At 62.3% G+C, this 18,289-nt stretch carries 18 protein-coding genes and 1 tRNA gene; 4 read left to right on the top strand and 15 right to left on the bottom strand.

Annotation, left to right across the window (positions count from 1 at the left end; translation table 11 throughout):
• The first annotated feature begins 35 nt into the window (after positions 1 to 35).
• The gene (locus ACFZAI_RS06835; protein ID WP_391566186.1) at positions 36 to 947 is read left to right on the top strand and encodes a DNA/RNA non-specific endonuclease; all 912 of its coding nucleotides are present in this window, start codon (positions 36 to 38) and stop codon (positions 945 to 947) included.
• 13 nt (positions 948 to 960) lie between these two features.
• Here the strand turns inward: ACFZAI_RS06835 and ACFZAI_RS06830 are convergent, their stop codons facing one another.
• The 3 genes from ACFZAI_RS06830 to ACFZAI_RS06820 all read right to left on the bottom strand — a co-directional run bounded on the left by ACFZAI_RS06830 (position 961) and on the right by ACFZAI_RS06820 (position 3,236).
• Positions 961 to 1,929 (bottom strand): tripartite tricarboxylate transporter substrate binding protein, encoded by a 969-nt coding sequence (locus ACFZAI_RS06830; protein ID WP_391566185.1) that lies wholly within the window; start codon positions 1,927 to 1,929, stop codon positions 961 to 963.
• Positions 1,926 to 2,111 carry a tripartite tricarboxylate transporter substrate-binding protein gene (locus tag ACFZAI_RS06825; protein WP_391566184.1) on the bottom strand — a complete coding sequence of 62 codons (186 nt, stop codon included), beginning with the start codon at positions 2,109 to 2,111 and terminating at the stop codon, positions 1,926 to 1,928. Before ACFZAI_RS06825 ends, ACFZAI_RS06830 begins: the two co-directional genes overlap by 4 nt.
• Positions 2,112 to 2,303: 192 nt before the next feature.
• Positions 2,304 to 3,236, bottom strand: coding sequence for a LysR substrate-binding domain-containing protein (locus tag ACFZAI_RS06820; protein ID WP_391566183.1), 933 nt, complete (start codon positions 3,234 to 3,236; stop codon positions 2,304 to 2,306).
• A 115-nt stretch (positions 3,237 to 3,351) separates the two neighbouring features.
• Between ACFZAI_RS06820 and ACFZAI_RS06815 the strand changes: the two genes are divergently transcribed.
• Together ACFZAI_RS06815 and ACFZAI_RS06810 are read left to right on the top strand one after the other, a co-directional pair.
• Positions 3,352 to 3,888, top strand: coding sequence for a phosphonopyruvate decarboxylase (locus tag ACFZAI_RS06815; RefSeq protein ID WP_061306307.1), 537 nt, complete (start codon positions 3,352 to 3,354; stop codon positions 3,886 to 3,888).
• Positions 3,888 to 4,487: a thiamine pyrophosphate-dependent enzyme gene (locus ACFZAI_RS06810; RefSeq protein ID WP_391566182.1), complete on the top strand. Its 600-nt coding sequence runs from the start codon at positions 3,888 to 3,890 to the stop codon at positions 4,485 to 4,487. The genes ACFZAI_RS06815 and ACFZAI_RS06810 overlap by 1 nt, the downstream gene beginning before the upstream one ends.
• Before the next feature lie 244 nt (positions 4,488 to 4,731).
• On the opposite strand, the gene ACFZAI_RS06805 is transcribed toward ACFZAI_RS06810, so the two are convergent.
• The 11 genes from ACFZAI_RS06805 to ppk1 all read right to left on the bottom strand — a co-directional run bounded on the left by ACFZAI_RS06805 (position 4,732) and on the right by ppk1 (position 15,383).
• Positions 4,732 to 4,872: a PhzF family phenazine biosynthesis protein gene (locus ACFZAI_RS06805; RefSeq protein WP_391566181.1), complete on the bottom strand. Its 141-nt coding sequence runs from the start codon at positions 4,870 to 4,872 to the stop codon at positions 4,732 to 4,734.
• Between the two features lie 57 nt (positions 4,873 to 4,929).
• Complete coding sequence (locus ACFZAI_RS06800; RefSeq protein WP_391566180.1) at positions 4,930 to 5,724, bottom strand: 2-keto-4-pentenoate hydratase; 795 nt, start codon at positions 5,722 to 5,724, stop codon at positions 4,930 to 4,932.
• A gap of 12 nt (positions 5,725 to 5,736) precedes the next feature.
• A complete protein-coding gene (locus ACFZAI_RS06795) occupies positions 5,737 to 6,756 on the bottom strand; it encodes a zinc-binding alcohol dehydrogenase family protein (RefSeq protein WP_391566179.1) in 1,020 nt (339 codons plus the stop codon).
• 59 nt (positions 6,757 to 6,815) lie between these two features.
• Positions 6,816 to 7,652 carry a PhzF family phenazine biosynthesis protein gene (locus tag ACFZAI_RS06790; protein ID WP_391566288.1) on the bottom strand — a complete coding sequence of 279 codons (837 nt, stop codon included), beginning with the start codon at positions 7,650 to 7,652 and terminating at the stop codon, positions 6,816 to 6,818.
• A 137-nt stretch (positions 7,653 to 7,789) separates the two neighbouring features.
• On the bottom strand, positions 7,790 to 8,719 hold the full coding sequence (locus ACFZAI_RS06785) for a LysR family transcriptional regulator (protein WP_391566178.1): 930 nt from the start codon (positions 8,717 to 8,719) through the stop codon (positions 7,790 to 7,792).
• A 263-nt stretch (positions 8,720 to 8,982) separates the two neighbouring features.
• A tRNA-Pro gene (locus ACFZAI_RS06780) sits at positions 8,983 to 9,059 on the bottom strand.
• Positions 9,060 to 9,146: 87 nt separating this feature from the next.
• The gene (gene pstB, locus ACFZAI_RS06775) at positions 9,147 to 9,923 is read right to left on the bottom strand and encodes a phosphate ABC transporter ATP-binding protein PstB (protein ID WP_006221056.1); all 777 of its coding nucleotides are present in this window, start codon (positions 9,921 to 9,923) and stop codon (positions 9,147 to 9,149) included.
• 48 nt (positions 9,924 to 9,971) lie between these two features.
• The gene (gene pstA / locus ACFZAI_RS06770) at positions 9,972 to 10,826 is read right to left on the bottom strand and encodes a phosphate ABC transporter permease PstA (protein WP_082134619.1); all 855 of its coding nucleotides are present in this window, start codon (positions 10,824 to 10,826) and stop codon (positions 9,972 to 9,974) included.
• A gap of 26 nt (positions 10,827 to 10,852) precedes the next feature.
• On the bottom strand, positions 10,853 to 11,869 hold the full coding sequence (gene pstC, locus ACFZAI_RS06765) for a phosphate ABC transporter permease subunit PstC (RefSeq protein ID WP_391566177.1): 1,017 nt from the start codon (positions 11,867 to 11,869) through the stop codon (positions 10,853 to 10,855).
• 156 nt (positions 11,870 to 12,025) lie between these two features.
• Positions 12,026 to 13,066, bottom strand: coding sequence for a phosphate ABC transporter substrate-binding protein PstS (gene pstS / locus ACFZAI_RS06760; RefSeq protein ID WP_391566176.1), 1,041 nt, complete (start codon positions 13,064 to 13,066; stop codon positions 12,026 to 12,028).
• A gap of 241 nt (positions 13,067 to 13,307) precedes the next feature.
• Complete coding sequence (gene ppk1 / locus ACFZAI_RS06755) at positions 13,308 to 15,383, bottom strand: polyphosphate kinase 1 (RefSeq protein ID WP_391566175.1); 2,076 nt, start codon at positions 15,381 to 15,383, stop codon at positions 13,308 to 13,310.
• 222 nt (positions 15,384 to 15,605) lie between these two features.
• Here ppk1 and ppx point away from each other — a divergent pair, with 222 nt between their 5' ends.
• Positions 15,606 to 17,093, top strand: a complete 1,488-nt coding sequence (gene ppx / locus ACFZAI_RS06750) for an exopolyphosphatase (RefSeq protein WP_391566174.1) — start codon at positions 15,606 to 15,608, stop codon at positions 17,091 to 17,093.
• A 203-nt stretch (positions 17,094 to 17,296) separates the two neighbouring features.
• Here ppx and ACFZAI_RS06745 read toward each other — a convergent pair whose 3' ends face one another.
• Complete coding sequence (locus ACFZAI_RS06745) at positions 17,297 to 18,139, bottom strand: GNAT family N-acetyltransferase (protein WP_391566173.1); 843 nt, start codon at positions 18,137 to 18,139, stop codon at positions 17,297 to 17,299.
• Positions 18,140 to 18,289: the final 150 nt, after the last annotated feature.

The raw sequence follows: 18,289 nt of genomic DNA, 5'->3' as shown, positions 1-18,289 counted from the left end.
CCCTACCCGGCGCCGGCCCGCAACACACAGGCAGCATGACGCGCGCGAAGAAATCAGCACCCACCAAGAGACGCCCCGCCAGCCGGGCCAACACAAAAACCGCAAGCCGCGGCTTGCGCTTTCTTAGAGCGCTACTGCTGTCGTCGCTCGCCAGCTTTGGCGCCGCCACCTACGTCCTCCAGCCCAAGTGGCCCGTGCAGTTTTCCCCCGACGCCATCCTGGCGCGGTTGGGATGGCCGGCCCAAGAAACGTACGCGCCGGCCGCCGTTCCCAACGGATCGCAGACCCACACGCGCTTCGCGGAATGCCCGCAGTTCTTCCCCAAGGGCAACATGCCCGTCGTGCCGGCCAAGCAGGCGCTGCGCGAGCTATGTTTCACGGGCTTCGCCATCTTGCACAACGGCCAGACGAAGACGCCCGTGTTCGTGGCGGAACGGTTGAACCGAAAGCTGCTGACCCAGGCCCAAGGCTTGCAGCGCACCGACAAGTTCTATGCCGAAGCGCGCCTGCCCAGCGGTGAACGCGCCGCGCTGGATGACTACAAGGGCTCGGGATACTCGCGCGGCCACATGGCGCCCGCTGGCGACATGTATTCCAAAGAGACGATGGCGCAAAGCTTCTCGCTGGCCAACATGGTGCCGCAGGACCAGACGCATAACGCAGGCCCCTGGAGCCGCATCGAACAAGACACCCGCAAATACGTGATGCGCGCGGCAGGCGATGTGTACGTATACACGGGGCCTTATTACGACGACAAACCCAGGTCCATCGGCTTCGGCGTCGCCGTGCCCAGCCACATATTCAAAGTGGTCTACGACGCCACAACCGGACGCTCTTGGGTGCACTGGCAGGCCAACAGCGCCAGCACGAAAGAAAGCGCGCCGATCAGCTATGACGAGTTCGTGAGAAGGACGGGGATGCAGTTGCTGCCGGCGGGCGTTGGTTGATCCGCTACGTTAATCAGGGAGCCGCGTCGGCCTTGAACATCAGCGTCTGACGGTCCAGGCTTTCCTTCCATTGCTCCCCCGGCTGAAACGCAAGCACCGCCGCGTCGCGCCCCGACGCGGCCAGGAAGGCCGGGTCTTGCAGCGTGTCTTGAAGCGCCTGCTCCAGCTTTTTGCGGATTGGGTCGGGCAGATTCGCCGGCCCGCCCATGCCGCGCTCTGACGAGTATCGCAACGCAATGCCGGCCTCGGCCGCGGTGGGGATGGTTGCGTTGTGGCGCTTGTCACTGGTGATGGCGATGGCCGCGAAGGGGCCGTTCGGCTCGTTCAGCTCCGGCACCTCGCTGACCGTGATCAGGCCGTAGTCGATGTGATTGCCCAGCACGCCCAAGCGGATGTCGCCGCCGCCCTTGAACGGCACGCTGTTGCCTCGCACGCCCTGACTGCGCTCCAGGTCCATCAGCGCCAGGTGCCCCGTCGTGCCGTCGCCGCTGTGCCCGAAGGACAGCGATTCGGGCGATTGCTTCAGCTTTTGCACCAAGCCCGGCAGATCGTCTGGCGCACCTGAACCGCGCCGCTTGATGAACAGCAGCGGATCGTCGACCAGGCGGGCGATGAGGCGGATATCTTCGGGCTTGTACTTCGCACCCTTGCGCAGGGGCAGGTACACGAAGCCCGGCGCGTTGATCATGCCGAGCGTGTAGCCGTCCGGCTTTGCCGCCGCTACGTAGCGCACCGCGATCTCCCCGCCTGCGCCGGGCTTGTTGATGACGATGATCCGCGCGTTGGGGCTCAGGCGCTTCTCCAAGTGCTGCGCCACCAGCCGGGCCATGACGTCCGTGCCCCCGCCCGGCGCAAACCCTACCACCAGCTCGATCGGGCGATCATCCGGCCAGGCGGCGCAGGCGGCGTTGGCAACCAACGCCAGCGCACCGGCCGCGAAAAACCGCTTCAAGGTATGTGGCTTCAAGGTATGTGCTTTCATGCTGTCTCCCCGAACGGCTGCTGTGAGCCATTGCTCTGCCGCAATTGCGCACCCATCGCGATCAACCGTTGCGCATAGTCGGGATCGGACATCACGGCGTTCAGCGCGCCGCTTAGCTTGTCCACGATCGGGGCGGGCGTGCCTGCGGGCGCCGCCAAGCCGAACCACGTCGTCTGCTGCATGCTTGTCTCCTTGTTGGACCCTCCCTCTTGCTCAGTGGCGTATCGGGGAGGTGTAGGCAAGAGCCGCGGTCAATCTGTGCGAGCGTTGGCGGGCTCCTGTCGGGAGGCCCCAGATTAATCTGTTATGAAAATGCTGAATAAATAGAATTTCGTGATGGATATGATCACGCCGGCAGATGGCGCAGCGGCTGGCTATTTGGCGAGCCATCGCGCGGAAGGCCAGCGATCCTGCCGGACCGCATCGCGCGCGCACTGGATCAGTTCGTTCATGACGCAGTGCACAGAATTCGCCACTGCGCGCGTGGCGGGCTGCGCCAGCACGATGCGACGTACCAGAAGCGGGTCGACGACCGGAGCCGCCGCCAGGATTCCCCGATCCACATCGTCCGCCACCGCAATCGAAGGCAGGATGGTGTAGCCGTGGCCATCCAGCACCAGACGCTTCTGCACGCTCATCGCGTTAGTTTCCGCCACGATATGCAGATCCGTTTCCTGTGCGCGCGCGGCCTGCTCGACCAGCGAGCGCAGACCATGCGGCGCGCTGGGCAGCACCAGCGCACGCCCGATGATGTCGGCCATGCGCACGGGGTTGCGCTTGTCCAGCCCGCTTGCCGGGGGGCCCACGAACCACAGGCTTTCTTCCAGCAATGGCCGGAACTTCAAGGCAGGGTTCGGCTTGGAGTCGTACAGCAGCGCAAAGTCCGCGTCGCCAGTTTCCAGCCAGGATTGCAGGTGCCCGGCATAGCCCGCCGTCAGCCGCAGACGAATGCCCGGGTAGTGGGCCGTCACCGCGCTGAGCAACGCACTGGACAGCATGTCCGCAGTGCTGGGAAGCAGGCCGACGGTAACGATGCCGCCCACGGTCCCGCTGGACGGCCGGATCTCGGCCCGCGCCCGATCCAGCTCGTTCAAGGCGCGGCGGGCGTAGTCCTCGAGCGTCTTGCCGGCATCCGTCAGCTCCATCCCAAGCCGGCCGCGAGTAAAAAGCGGCGCGCCGATGTCGTCTTCCAGCAGCTTCAACTGGCGCGAGACCGCCGGCTGCACGATGTTCAGCAGACGCGCGGCGCTGGTCACGCTGCCGGTCTCCGCCACCGTCACGAACGCCTTCAATTGCTTCAGATCCATCGATGCCTCCGGGGTATGCAGATGGGTGATGACACCCATCAAATAATTCTATTTAGTTGGCAATTCTATAGCGATATAAGATGGATCGAACGACTCAGCCACTGGGAATAGAACCATGACTTCGACCACTACCGAGGCGCCGGCTTGGCAGCAAGCCGTGTTTGACGCCTTGAAATCCGGCGGCATCCGCCAGATCGCTTATGTGCCGGACGCCGGCCATGCCTACGCCATCCGGCAGGCTCAGCTGGACCCGGACATCAACGATGTCGTTCTGACGACGGAAGAAGAAGGCGTGGCGGTGGTCAGCGGCGCGTGGCTGGGCGGCCAGCGCGCCGCGTTGCTGATGCAAAGCAGCGGCGTCGGCAATTGCGTGAACATGTTTTCGTTGCTGCGCAGCTGCAACTTTCCCTTCTTGACGCTGGTGACCATGCGCGGTGAGTACGCCGAGTTCAATCCGTGGCAGGGCCCAATGGGCAAGACGACCCAGCAGGCGCTGGAATTGATGGGCATCACCGTGCTCAGGGCTTCGAATCCCGAAGAGGTCGGCGAGATCGTCAGCGCCGCGCTCGATTCCGCCTTCCTGGCGGGAGAACAGGTGGCCGTACTGCTGTCGCAGACCTTGATCGGACGCAAGAAATGGGAGCGCAACTGATGCCGACCAACGTGAACTTATCCGGCGCCGTCGAGCGCCGCGCCTTCGTGTCGCAACTGATCGCCGCGGCTCCTGATGCGTTGGTCATTTCCGGCCTGGGGTCGCCGTCCTATGACGTCTTTGCCGCTGGCGACCGGGACCACAACTTCTATCTCTGGGGCGCCATGGGCGGCGCCGCGGCAATGGGACTAGGGCTGGCGCTGGCGCAGCCCGAGCGCTCGGTCGTCGTGATAACGGGGGATGGCGAACAATTGATGGGTATCGGCACCCTGGGCACCATCGGCGCCAAACAACCAAAGAACCTGACGATCGTCGTCCTGGACAACGGCCACTTCGGCGAAACCGGCATGCAGCGCAGCCACACCAGCCTGGGCACCGACCTGGTGGCGGTGGCGCGGGGATTCGGTATCGAAGACGCTTTCAGCATCCGCGAAACGAATCGGGCAAGCGAGGTCGCAGAACGGGTGAAGGCCCGGCGCGGCGTAGCGTTCGCGCAGGTGTTCATCCGGCCCGACGAGCCCCCGCGCGCGCTTCCTCCGCGCGATGGCGTCCACGTCAAGAACCGGTTGCGGGCCGCCCTGGACTTGCCGACATTCTGAGCCACGACGGCATGGCGAAGGTATCTATAGCGGTACCCATGGCGGCGCAGAAATGAACAAGGGCTTACGCGGTCGCCTTCGCCAGCGCCGGCGCCGACTTGCAGAATGAAATCAAGCAGGCGCGCGAATTCAGCCTGGCCGACCGCGCAATCGAGCCGCAGAACTCAGTACGAGCGGATCTCGCCGTCAAAGCACGTCACGCACTGGCCGCCAACCGAGACTTCTCCCGTCGGGTCAATCGATATCATGACTTTTCCCGAGCGTCGGCGATGCCCCCGTTCCCACTGCCGCAAACCGGATCTTCGTCCACACCAAGCAGGGGGAAGAATGCGCGAGCCTCAATCGCGGCATCGCCGCCGCTCGGGTAGGCTCCGGCACGCGTCATTTCAGCTCCTGAAAATACTGGGCATTGGGTCGATCAATTCAAACGGGCACTGTTGCATCAGTCAGGACCTTGGATGCGGCACAACACACTACCGAGCGATCCATAATCCACCGCCACGACATCGCCCGCGCTGATGTCCATCGGCGCAAGGCACGTCCCCGTTGTCACCACCTGATCCGCGCCTAGCGTCACGCCAAGCCGTGACAGTTCGTTCGCCAGCCAGGTCAGTGCAATGCGCGGGTCTCCCAGCACGTTCTCGCCAATACCTTCTCGCGTGAAACGATTGCCCACGCGCCCTAAAACGCGATGGCGCGACAGGTCAAGCTTGCGCCACATCGTTGGCGCCTCGGGGCCAAGCACGAAGCGGTGCGCGCAGGCATTGTCGGCAATCAGTTGCGGGCCGCCGATGCTGGCAAAGTCCTCGTAGCGGGAATCAGGGATCTCGATAGCCAGATGCAGCGCCGATACTGCGTCCATCACTTCCGGCATATCGTAGGGGCGCGCTCGTGGCTCAAGACTGCGCCCCATGCGAAACGCGAACTCGGCTTCCGCAACGCGCATGCGATTGGCGCCGATAGGCACGGCATCTCCATCGCCGTAGACCATCTCGCTGAGCAAACGCCCCGCTATCGGGCCGTCAATGCCAATGTGGCGTTGCCCCGCCACGCTTGTGCCCGCAATTTTCCAACCAAACAAGGGCTTCGCGCTGATGGCTTCAATTTGCACCTGAATCAGATAGCCGCCTTCGGCGGACGTCGGCCGCAGCGACGTTGGCAGGCAATCCAATACCGTGCCCGCTTGCCAGTGCTGCACAAGCATCGCGGAAGCGGCTTTGGCGATATCAATGTCCATGACAACGTCCTGTCAAAAGCCCGCGAGCGTTATCTTCCCGACCGTGTGGCCCTCTTCAAGCGCCGCGTGCGCCCTGCGCAGGTTTGCGGCGTTGATCGTCCCGTAGGACGTGACATGCGGCGCAACCAAAGTATTGTTGTCGATCAAGTCCGCCACGGTGTTCAGGATGTCGTGCTGCCGCTGCATGTCGGCCGTGGCATGCATGGGTCGTGTGAACATCGCCTCCCAATGCATCGACACGCTCTTGAACTTCATCAGGCGCAGGTCCAATGGCTCGGGGTCGTCGATTAGCCCGAGGCGGCCCTGCGGCGCGATGACCTGTGCCATCTCGGCCCAATTCTTCGGCGTAGTGTGGGTAGAGAAGATCCGGGTAACCGGAGCAAGGGCTTCGATAGCCTCAAGCTGCGCGGGCAAGGGGTGAAAGTGGTTGATGACTTGGTGGGCACCCATCGTGCGCACCCAGGCTTCGCTCTCGGGCCGGGACGCCGTGGCAATAACCGTGACGTGCGTGAGCTGGCGCGCGATCTGAATGGCCATCGTCGGCACGCCGCCCGCTCCGCCAATCACGAGAAGGCTTTCGCCGGCGCCGCCGCCGGGAGGCAAGGACAGGCGGTCGAACAACATTTCCCAGGCGGTCAGCGAGGTCAGGGGAAGCGCGGCGGCGGTAGCGTGTTCAAGTGTGGTGGGTTTTCTGCCGACTATCCGCTCATCCACCCATTGCAGTTCAGCATTGGCGCCTTGGCGATTCAGGACGCCCGCGTAATAGACCTCGTCGCCCGGCTTGAAGAGGCTTGCCTCTGGCCCAACGGCCTCAACGACGCCCGAGGCGTCGTAGCCCAGCACCACCGGAGCGCCGTTTGACGGGTCCATGCTCATGCGGCTTTTGACGTCGCGCGGATTGACGCTCACAGCATGCACCCGTACCAGCAGATCGCGGCCTTTCGGATGCGCAGGGTCGGCCAATTGCAAATCTTCAAGCGAGCGCTCATCGCAGCTTGGCAAGCCTTTCGTCCAAAAACCCACTGCTTTCATCTGCATTCCTTTTTGTACGCCACGCGGGCGCTACGTTAATTTGATGGCCGCAATGCCATTCAAGGCTGCGCCATCAGCCGGGCATTGCCAGAAACGCGGATGCCTTCGCCGCTTGCCGCACCGATGTCGGCACGGATACGGCAGGGCACACCCATGTCGTCGCCTTGATCAATACGGATGTTTGCCCCATGAGGCCAGCCGATATCACGCAAATAGCCACCCAGCGCGGCGGCGGCGGCGCCGGTGGCGGGGTCTTCGAACACGCCGCCCAGCGGGAACGGATTGCGCACATGAAAATGTTGATCTTGTTCGGCGTAGACCAGGCAAAACGTAGTCAGGTTTTCACCGCTGGCTAAGGCTTGGCCTTGCGCGATGTCGTAGTTCATACGCCTTAGCGCGTCGCGTGACCCCAAAGCCAGAACAAGATGGTTGGCTCCGGCATGGGCCAGCGCGGGCGGTATCCGTGGATCAAGGTCGGTTTGATGCAGATTGAAGAGCGTCAGAGCCTCTTGAAGCAACGCCTGCGGGACGCCACCGCTTCGCGTGGAAGGCGACCGAAACGATGCGCTCCACTCCGTCTGCGAGTGGTGTCCGTCAACGGTAATTTCCGCCTGGTTGAGTTGAAGCGCGAAGGTGCCAGAACCCTGTCGTTTCGCCAACGCGGCGCCCAGCGCAATGGTGGCGTGACCACAAAAATCCACCTCGACCAGCGGCGAGAAGTAGCGCACCCGCCACCCGTCTTTCAGCGGCGCCGCAAAGACGGTTTCCGAATAGCCGACCTGCTGGGCGACGCGCTGCATTTCATCCGCTGGGGGCAGTGTTTCGCAAATAACAACCCCAGCGGGATTGCCGCCGGACGACGCGTCCGAGAATGCCGCAATGTGCTCAACGTCCATGTGTTTCCTTTGTGTCATCGCTTCCTTTATCGAGATGCGGTGAATAAAGGAATTTTCACGCGAATGGCCTGCCCGACGCCATAGCTCCTGGTTGCAGGTCATTGCTGCACGGGATGCAGCAATAACGCCACGCGACGCTAGGTTTGCGCATTGCCGGACCAGGGAACGTGACGAAACACCTCTGCAATCCATTCGGCAAACGCCTCCGTCCTTGCCGGCGCATAGCGCCGCGTGGGGCGGACCAGATAAATGCCCCCTTCCCGGTCGAACGTCCACGCCGGAAGCACCCGCACCAAGGTGCCGGCCGCCAGGTCGCGGGCGACCAACCACTCTCCGGCACCGATCACTCCGACGCCCGCCCGCGCGGCTTCAAGCAGCGCGACGGGGTCGTTGGTGCGCAGCGTGCCGTTTGCACGGATGGTTTCCACTCGCCGCCCATCTGAAAGCCGCCACATCGGAAACGAGTTCAGGCTGGGGTTACCCAGGCAGTTTTGCTTTTGCAGGTCGGAAGGTTTCCTGGGCATACCATGGCGCTCAATGAATTCAGGCGAGGCGGCAAGAATGCGTTCATGGCTTGCCAGCTTTCGGGCGACGAGCTGGCTGTCGGGCAGATGCCCGATCCGGATAGCCGCATCGAATCCGCCCTCGATTAAATCGATGACGGCGTCGCTGTATTGCGCGTCCAGCACCAGCTTCGGGTGCAAGTTCATGAAGGATGGCAGGCGCGGCGCAAGCCACTGGCGTCCCATCGTCGCCGGCAACGCGATTCTTAGCGTGCCGTGCAATTCACGAGCCTGCTCGGCCGCTTCCAACTGCGCCTCGTCCAGTAGGTCCATGGCAACCTTGAGTTTGTCGGCCAGCCTTTTCCCGGCCTCGGTCAGTTGCACTTGCCGGGTCGTTCGTTCCACCAACCTGACGCCAAGGCGAACTTCCAGCGACGCGATTCGTTTGGAGATGATGGTTGGATGGCGGCCAAGCGACCGGCCCGCCGAGGCAAAGGACCGCTCGGCGGCCACCGCCAGCAAGGCCGCGATTTCGTCGATGTGGCGACTTTCGATGTCAGTCATGCTGAAAGCTTTAAATGGGGAAAAATCAGGAATGTGCGATAGCTTATTGTCCGTCGTTAAGCAGCCCGTCGGAAGTAACGCGGGTGCGGACATCTATTGCATGGGGGGCGGCCGATTCGACTGGCGTGGCCTGAGTCGCCTCGCCCAATGATGCCTGCCCGGGGGGCAAGACGGCGTCCAGCTGCATTCCTGGGGCCCGCCTCGAAGGAGGGCCAAAGAAAAAGGGTTAGCTCAATGTCATTGAGCTAACCCTTTGATTTTTTTGGTCGGGGCGGTGGGATTCGAACTCACGACCCTCTGCTCCCAAAGCAGATGCGCTACCAGGCTGCGCTACGCCCCGAAGGGTGCAGACTATACCAGAATCCCACCCGCTGCGGGAACGGTGCTGGCGGCGATGCGGCGCGCTTTTTGCATTAATGCAGGCAAATCAGCCGAAACGGCCCGTGATGTAGTCTTCCGTTTCCTTGCGCGACGGCTTCACGAAAATCTGGTCGGTTTGACCGAATTCCATGAGTTCGCCCAGGTACATGTAGGCGGTGTAGTCCGAGCAGCGCGCGGCTTGCTGCATGTTGTGCGTCACGATCACGACCGTGTAGTCGTTCTTCAGTTCGGCGATCAGCTCTTCGATCTTGGCGGTGGAAATCGGGTCCAGCGCCGAGCAGGGTTCGTCCAGCAGCAGCACTTCCGGCTTGATGGCCACGCCTCGTGCAATGCACAGACGCTGTTGCTGGCCGCCCGACAGGCTGTTGCCGCTTTGGTGCAGCTTGTCTTTCACTTCGTTCCACAGCGCGGCCTTGCTCAGGGCCCATTCCACGCGCTCGTCCATCTCGCCTTTGGACAGGCGTTCGAACAGGCGCACGCCAAACGCGATGTTGTCGTAGATGCTCATCGGGAACGGCGTCGGCTTCTGGAACACCATGCCGACTTTCGCGCGGATCAGCGAAATATCGGTCTTGGCCGTCAGCAGGTTCTCACCGTCCAGGATGATTTCGCCTTCGGCGCGCTGGCCCGGATACAGCTCAAACATGCGGTTGAACGTGCGCAACAAGGTCGACTTGCCGCAGCCCGAGGGGCCGATGAAGGCGGTGACCTTCTTCTCCTGGATCGACATGTTCACATTGCGGATCGCATGGAACTTGCCGTAGTAGAAGTTCAGGTTCTTGACCTCGATCTTGTTCTTGACGGCGGTAGCGGTGTTTTCCATTTCTTTTCCCTTGGCTCCGGCGCGCCATGCGCGCCGGCAAAGCGATCTTTACTTGCGGAACATGTTGCGGGCAATGATGTTGATGCCCAGCACCAGCAACGTAATCAGCGTGGCCCCGGCCCAGGCCAGGTCGTTCCAGTCCTTGAAGGGGCTGGCGGCGTATTGGTAGATAACCACCGGCAGGTTGGCCATCGGCGCATTCATGTTGAATGACATGAACTGGTTGGACAGTGCGGTGAACAGCAGCGGCGCGGTCTCGCCCGAGATCCGGGCAATGGCCAGCAGCACGCCGGTGATGATGCCGGTCTTGGCGGCGCGATAGCACACCAGCGTGATCATGCGCCACTTGGGGCAACCCAGCGCAGCAGCCGCTTCACGCAAGCTGTTGGGCACCAGCAGCAGCATGTTGTCGGTTGTGCGCACCACCACCGGAATCACCAGAATGGACAGCGCCAGTGCGCCCGCCCAGCCAGAGTAATGGCCCACCTGCGCCACGTACACGGCGTAGATGAACAGGCCGATGATGATGGACGGTGCGGACAGCAGCACATCGTTCAAAAAGCGCGTGGCCGGCGCCAGCCAGCCGCGCTGGCCATATTCGGCCAGGTAGGTGCCAGCCAGAATACCGACCGGCGTGCCGATCAGCGTGCCCACGCCCGCCATCACCACGCTGCCGAAAATTGCATTGATCAGGCCGCCGGTTTGACCCGGGGGCGGCGTGATCTCGGTGAACAGCGTGTAGGACAGCGCGGGGGCGCCCTTGGTCAGCAGGGTCAGGATGATCCAGAACAGCCAGAACAAACCGAACACCAGCGTGCCAAGCGACACCGTCAGCATGATGCGGTTAAGGATGCGGCGGCGGCGGTAAACGCCATTCTGCATATTGAGTACGGAGACAGCCATGATCTTTTCCTTGTGCTCGCGCCGCGTCAGGTCTTCTTGCCTTCGCCAGCAGACAGGCGAACCAGCAGCACTTTGGCAAGCGCCAGCACGATCGTCGTGATCAGGAACAGGATCAGGCCCAGCTCCAGCAATGCCGACTTCTGAATGCCGCCCGCTTCATTGAATTCGTTGGCCAGCGCCGAGGCGATCGAGTTGCCCGGCGAGAACAGCGAGCCGGACCACTTGAACGCGTTGCCGATCACGAAGGTGACCGCCATCGTCTCGCCCAAAGCGCGCCCCAGGCCCAGCATGATGCCGCCGATGACGCCCGACTTGGTAAACGGCAGCACCACGCGCCACATCACTTCCCAGGTCGTGCTGCCCAGGCCGTAGGCCGATTCCTTCAGCATCGCCGGCACCAGTTCGAACACGTCGCGCATCACCGCGGCGATGAACGGAATGATCATGATCGAGAGGATCAGGCCGGCGGTGAAGATGCCGATGCCAAACGGCGGGCCGGCAAACATGCCGCCAATAACAGGCACGTTGCCCAAGGTGGCGATCAGGAACGGCTGCACATATTGTTGGAACACCGGCACGAAGACGAACAAGCCCCACATGCCGTAGATGATGGACGGAATGGCGGCCAGCATTTCAACGGCCGTGCCTAACGGGCGGCGCAGCCAGGTTGGCGACAATTCAGTCAGGAAGATCGCGATGCCGAACGAGACCGGCACCGCGATGATGAGGGCGATGGCGGACGTCAGCAGAGTGCCGATAATGGGCACCACCGCGCCGTAGTTCTGATTGACCGGGTCCCAGTCGTTCAGCCACAAAAACGACAGGCCGTATTTGGCCAGCGACTCGCGGCTGCCGTAGATCAGGGATACCAGAATCGCCGCCAGCAAAATGAACACCAGGAAGGCGAACAGGCGGGTCAGATTCTTGAATAGCGCATCCATCAGCGCGTTTTTATTTTGCTTCATAGGCGAAGGCGTGCCGGTAGTCACGGAGTCCGCCACGCTGGGCGAAAGCGGCACACTATTATCCATTACCGCGCTCATGGATGGACTTTCCTTAGAGAACCTGGGGGAAAACATCGAAGGTGTTGCTGCAAGCCGCCCTTGCCCTTCCATTCAGGAATTCAAGGAGCGGCTGCTTGATGCGTTGCGCGCGGGAAGGACTGCGTTCTTGCCAGCCTCCCCGCGCGCTACATCCATTTACTTCCAGACAGCCTTGCCGTCGGCAGCCTTCACTTCGCCCCAAGCAGCGCGAATTTCCTTGGTGACGGCTTCCGGCAGCGGCACGTAGTCCATCGTTTCAGCCGACTTGGCGCCGTTCTTGAACGCCCAGTCGAAGAATTCCAGCACGGCCTTGCCCTGAGCCGGCTTGTCTTGCGACTTGTGGATCAGGATGAAGGTGGCGGCGGTGACGGGCCACGAATCGGCGCCCGGCTCGTCGGTCAGAACCACGCCCATGCCCGGCGCGCTCTTCCAGTCGGCGTTGGCGGCGGCGGCAGCGAAGGCCTTTTGTTCCGGCTGAACAAACTTGCCTTCCTTGTTCTGCAGCTGCGTCCAAGCCAGTTTGTTCTGCTTGGCGTAGGCGTATTCCACGTAGCCGATCGAGTTCTTCAGCTGGCCGACGTAGGCGGCGACGCCTTCGTTGCCCTTGCCGCCTTGACCCACGGGCCACTTGACGGCCTTGCCTTCACCGACTTGCGACTTCCAGTCAGCCGACACCTTGGACAGGTAGTTGGTCCAGCCGAAGGTGGTGCCCGAGCCATCCGAACGGTGCACGACGATGATGTCGGCGGACGGCAGCTTGACGTCGGGGTTCAGCGCCTTGATGGCGTTGTCGTCCCACTTCTTGATCTTGCCCAGGAAGATGTCGGCCAGCACGGCGCCCGACAGCTTCAGCTTGCCGGGTTCGACGCCGTCGATGTTCACGACGGCAACGGTGCCACCGATAACAGCCGGGAATTGCAGCAGACCGTTCTTTTCCAGGTCAGCGGCCTTCATGGGATCGTCCGAGGCGCCGAAATCGACGGTCTTGGCGATGATTTGTTGCTGGCCGCCGCCCGAACCGATCGACTGGTAGTTGACCGCGTTGTTGGTGGCTGCCTTGTAGTCCGACGCCCACTTGGCGTAGATCGGGTACGGGAACGATGCGCCGGCGCCGGTCACATCGGCGGCCTGGACAGCAAACACGGCGGCGCTCAGCGCGACGCCCAGGGAAACTTGTTTGAAGACACGTTTGAACATCAGGGTTCCTTCTGTGCTCGTTGGAGGAGTCTAGTCAGGCTTTTTCTAGTGCCTGTCTTTCAGCGACCCTCGCATCTTAGAAGCCCAACGTGACAAGATAGTGACAGTCACATACGCTTCATACGACACCGTTTCCGCCCTGCGCTCCCCCTGAAAACACCGCGGCCGCCCTGGAAAACCCGGGCGGCCGCGAAATTCAGGGACGCGTCGTTCTGTGACAGTCCACGTGTCCCCCCTGCCGTTACACGCCCAGCTTCTCCATCAGGTACTGATGCACGTTGAACGGCTCGCGGCGGCTCTTGACCCGGGCGTAGTCGCCATCGGGCTGTTGCTGCCATGCCAGTTGGTTATCACGCAGGGCGTAGGTGAACGCCTCGTCGATGACACGCTTTTTCAACGTCTTGTCGTAGATGGGGAAGGCGATTTCCACGCGGCGGAAGAAGTTGCGGTCCATCCAGTCAGCCGACGACAAGTACACCGTTTCCTCGCCCTCGGCGAAGAAATAGAAGACGCGCGAATGCTCCAGGAAGCGGCCCACGATGGAGCGCACCCGGATGTTTTCGGACAGACCCGGCACGCCCGCGCGCAATGCGCACACGCCGCGCACGATCAGGTCGATCTTCACGCCCGCCTGGCTGGCTTTGTAGAGCTCTTCGATGATCTGCTCTTCCAGCAGCGAATTCATCTTGGCCATGATGCGCGAGCGCTTGCCCGCCTTGGCCGCGCGCGCTTCGGCGCGGATCAGCGCCACCATGCCGTCATGCATGGTAAAAGGCGACTGCATCAACGCCTTCAGCGAGCGGCGCGCGCCCAGCCCGGTCAGCTGCGCGAACACCTTGTCCATGTCTTCACACAGTTTCGGATCAGCCGTGAGCAGGCCGAAGTCGGTGTACAGCCGCGCGGTACGCGGGTGGTAGTTGCCCGTGCCCAAGTGGGCATAGCGGCGCAGACGGCCCTTTTCCCGGCGCAGCACCACCGCCATCTTGGCGTGCGTCTTGTGCGCCACGACGCCGTACACCACATGCGCGCCCACCTCTTCCAGCTTGGATGCCCAGTTGATGTTGGTCTGCTCGTCAAAGCGCGCCATCAGCTCCACCACCACCGTCACTTCCTTGCCGGCGCGCGCTGCGGCCAGCAGAATCTTCATCAGCTCGGAATCTTCGCCGGTGCGGTAGATGGTCTGCTTGATGGCCATTACGTCGGGGTCGAGCGCGGCCGCGGTCAGGAAATCGATGACGGGCTGAAACGACTGGTACGGATGGTGCAGCAAACGGTCTTGCTGGGCGACGGCCTCGAACAATTCATGCGGCTTGTCGCCGATGCGGTCAAACGGCGCCGGCACGGGCGCGCGATAGTCGGGGAACAGCAGGTCGGGCCGCAAATCGGAATTGCACAGCTGCATCAGGCGCGACAGGTTCACCGGCCCCGGCACGCGGTAGGTGTCCTCGGCCTTCAGCGAAAACTCGCGCTGCAAGAAGGTTTCCAGTTCGACGGGCGTGAGCTTGTCGATCTCCAGCCGCACCGCCGCGCCGAAATTGCGTTGCGACAACTCGCCTTGCAGCGCGTGGCGCAGATTGGTGACTTCTTCCTCGTCCACGAACAGATCGCTGTTGCGCGTGACCCGCCACTGGTAGCACCCCAGCATCTCCAGCCCCGGGAACAGCTCGCCCACAAAGGCGCGCAAGAGCGAGGTCAGCAAGATGAAGCCTTCGGGATGGCCGGACAGTTCCGGCGGCATCTTGATCAGGCGCGGCAAGGCGCGCGGCGCCTGCACCACGGCAATCGATGCCTGCCGGCCAAAGGCGTCGGCCCCAGCCAGCGACACGATGAAATTCAGGCTCTTGTTGTAGACCCGGGGAAACGGGTGCGCCGGGTCCAGCCCGATGGGCGTCAACAGCGGCATCACGTCGCGGTTGAAGACTTCACGCGCCCACTCTTGCTGCTCGGCGTTCCATTCGGACGCGTGATGCAGGGTGATGCCCTCGGTCTGCATGGCGGGCAGAATTTCGTCATTCAGCAGGTTGTACTGGCGGGCAACCAGCGCGTGGACGGCCTGCTGGACGTTGTCGAACGCCTGGTCCGGCGTCATGCCGTCGGGGCCGACCAGGTTGGGCGACTGGCGCTGCTGCTCTTTCAGGCTGGAGATCCGGATCTCAAAGAACTCATCCAGGTTCGAGCTCACGATGCACACGTAACGCAGCCGCTCCAGCAGGGGCGTCTTCGGATTTTCCGCCATCGCCAGCACACGATCGTTGAACTTAAGCAGCGACAACTCGCGATTCATGAGCAAGGGCTCGCCAGGCGGGCGTGTGGGCATACCGGATTCCATACGTAAGGAGGGAGCGTGGAGTTTTACTGCAAAAGAGTGACGGTTCTATGACACCGCGGCAAAACCATAGCGTACGCCTAAATCGGGACATATGGCGCACCCGCGATATGCCGCCAAGCCCCTGTTCCATAAGCGAAAACCCGTAGCGCAGGGCACTGTCATATGGGGTCTCTATAATCAGGCCACCTCTAAGCCAATATTACGAGCCGCATGGATCAACTTCTGGCCGCGGTGGACCTCGGGTCCAACAGCTTCCGCCTCTCCATCGGACGCATCGTTCAACAGGACGGTACGCCCCAGATTTATCAGATTGATCGTCTCAAGGAAACCGTCCGGCTTGCCGCCGGCCTGGACGCCGAGAAACGTCTTGGCGACGACGCCATCGAGCGCGCCATCGCCGTCCTGGAGCGCTTTGGCGACCGCCTGCGCAGCTTCCATCCCAACCGGGTTCGCGCGGTCGCCACCAACACGTTCCGGGTCGCCCGCAACACCAAAGACTTTCTGCCCCGCGCCGAAGCCGCGCTGGGCTTTCCCATTGAAGTCATCGCAGGCCGCGAAGAAGCCCGCCTGATCTTCTCGGGCGTGGTCCATACCCTGCCCCCGTCGCCCAACAAGCGGCTGGTCATCGACATCGGCGGCGGGTCCACCGAAGTCATCATCGGCAAGGGACACGAGCCCGGGCTGATGTCGTCGCTGTACATGGGTTGCGTCAGCTACAGCCGCCAGTTCTTCGCTGATGGCGTGGTCGATGCGCACCAGATGAAGCAGGCCGAACTGGCCGCGCGCCGCGAAATCGAAGTCATCGCCAAGCAGTACCGCAAGATGGGCTGGAAGGAAGCCTACGGCTCGTCTGGCACCGCCAAGGCGCTGTTTGCGATCCTGACCGAAAGCCGTTTCTCGGACCGCGGCATCACGCGCGCCGGCCTGGCCAAGCTGAAAGACCGCATCGTGCGTTCAGGCCGCGTCATTCCGTCCGAGCTGCCCGGCATCAAGATCGAACGCTCCGATGTGCTGCCCGGCGGGCTGGCCATCATGAGCGCGTTGTTCGATGAGTTGGGCATTGAAGTCATGCACACCGGCGACGGCGCATTGCGTCTGGGCGTGCTGTACGACCTGCTGGGCCGCGACGACGAGCACGACAAGCGCGACGAATCGGTACGCCAGTTCATGAAGCGCTATCACGTCGACCTGAACCAGGCCCGCCGCGTGCGCCACGCCGCGCTGACGCTGTTTGACGCCATGTTCCCCGAAGGCCCCGAACGCGCCGAACTCCGCCCCGCGCTGGGCTGGGCTGCCGACCTGCACGAAGTGGGCCTGTCGATTGCGCACAATGCGTATCACAAGCACACCGCCTACGTGCTGGAAAACGCCGACATGCCGGGCTTCTCGCGGGCCGACCAGCAACTGCTGGCGCTGTTGGCGCTGGGCCACCAGGGCAAGCTGACCAAGCTGGAACCGCTGATCCGCACGCGTCCGCAATGGAAGGCCATCCTTAGCCTGCGCCTGGCGGTGCTGCTGTTCCGCCGCCGCGGTGAAATCGAGCCGCTGCCGTTGACGGCATCCGTGCGCGATAACTCCATCGTCGTGCGCGTCAACCGCGAATGGCTGGCGCAACATCCGCTTAGCGACTTCACGCTGCGCGCGGAAGAAGCGGAATGGAACAAGGTGGGTTTCTCGTTCGAACTGCTTGAATTCTGACGCTTGCGCGCGCATGCCGCGCGCGGACGAAAAAACGGGCGATGGCGGCAATGCCATCGCCCGTTTTACTGTGCAAGCAGAATCAACTTAGAACGGCGACAAATCTGTCTGGCGATGGAGCTGCTTGAGCTCCATGCGCAAGGGCCGCGTGGCCCGCCGTATCAATCTGATTTTCATACGGCGGATCAGGCGGCGCATGATGATCAGCGCTGGCCGTTGATGGCCGTGGGTTGGGCCAGCGGTTGGGCCATCGTTTGGGCCGCCGGCTGGTCCAGGCCGAAGTGGCGGCGGTAGCGTTCGTCCATGCGCTCCATCTTCAACAGCACCGGGAAGTCGGCGGCGTTGAAATCCGGGTCCCAGGCGGGTTCGCCACACACCTTGGCGCCCAGCTTCAGGTAACCCTTGATCAGCGGCGGCACGCGAGCCGGCAGCGTGCTGTTCAGCTTTTCCACCGGATAGCGATGCAGCGGTTTGACTTGCGGCTCGCCGTCTTGCGGCAGCTGCTTGGAGATCGTGCGCCAGACTTCCGCGGCAGTGACGCCGTCGTCGCGCAGGCTCACGCTGGCGCAGCCCAGCACGTATTCGTAGCCGCCGCGGCGCAGGTATTCCGCCAGGCCGGACCACAGCAACATGATGACGGCGCCGTTGCGGTAGTCGCTGTGCGTACAAGAGCGGCCGACTTCGACGAGCTCATCGCGAATCGAACCCAGACCGGAAAGATCGAATTCAGATTGCGAGTAATAGCCGCCGGCTTCGCGCGCCTTTTCGGGGGTCAGGATGCGGTAGGTGCCGACGATGCGGCCGGTATCCACTTCGCGAACCATCAGATGTTCGCAGAAGGGATCGAAGCGATCGTGTTCGATTCCATCTTGGGCGTCGGGAAAGACCACGCCCATATCTTCAGTGAAGACGTCGTAGCGCAGACGTTGAATCTGCTCGATTTCTTCCGCCGTGCGCGCCAGGCCGACCGCCAGCACCTTCGGGGCGGCGCCCGGCCATGGTTCAGCGGGATTACGACTGGGATTAATGCGTGCTAGTTCCAGCATTGCGCGAAGCTCCTAGAGAGTCCAGTCAGTGTGGACGCCCTGTATGTCAAAGACTTGACCGATATGTTACGTGACTATGAAGTTTAGTTCGGCGGAGATAGATCAACTTTAGGCAAATCTCGACAAAACTTTACAATTCAATACTGCATC

Origin of the sequence: Achromobacter sp. NPDC008082, from assembly GCF_042957345.1 — a bacterium.
Lineage (GTDB): Bacteria > Pseudomonadota > Gammaproteobacteria > Burkholderiales > Burkholderiaceae_B > Achromobacter > Achromobacter kerstersii_A.
This window is presented reverse-complemented; position numbering and strand designations above follow the sequence as displayed.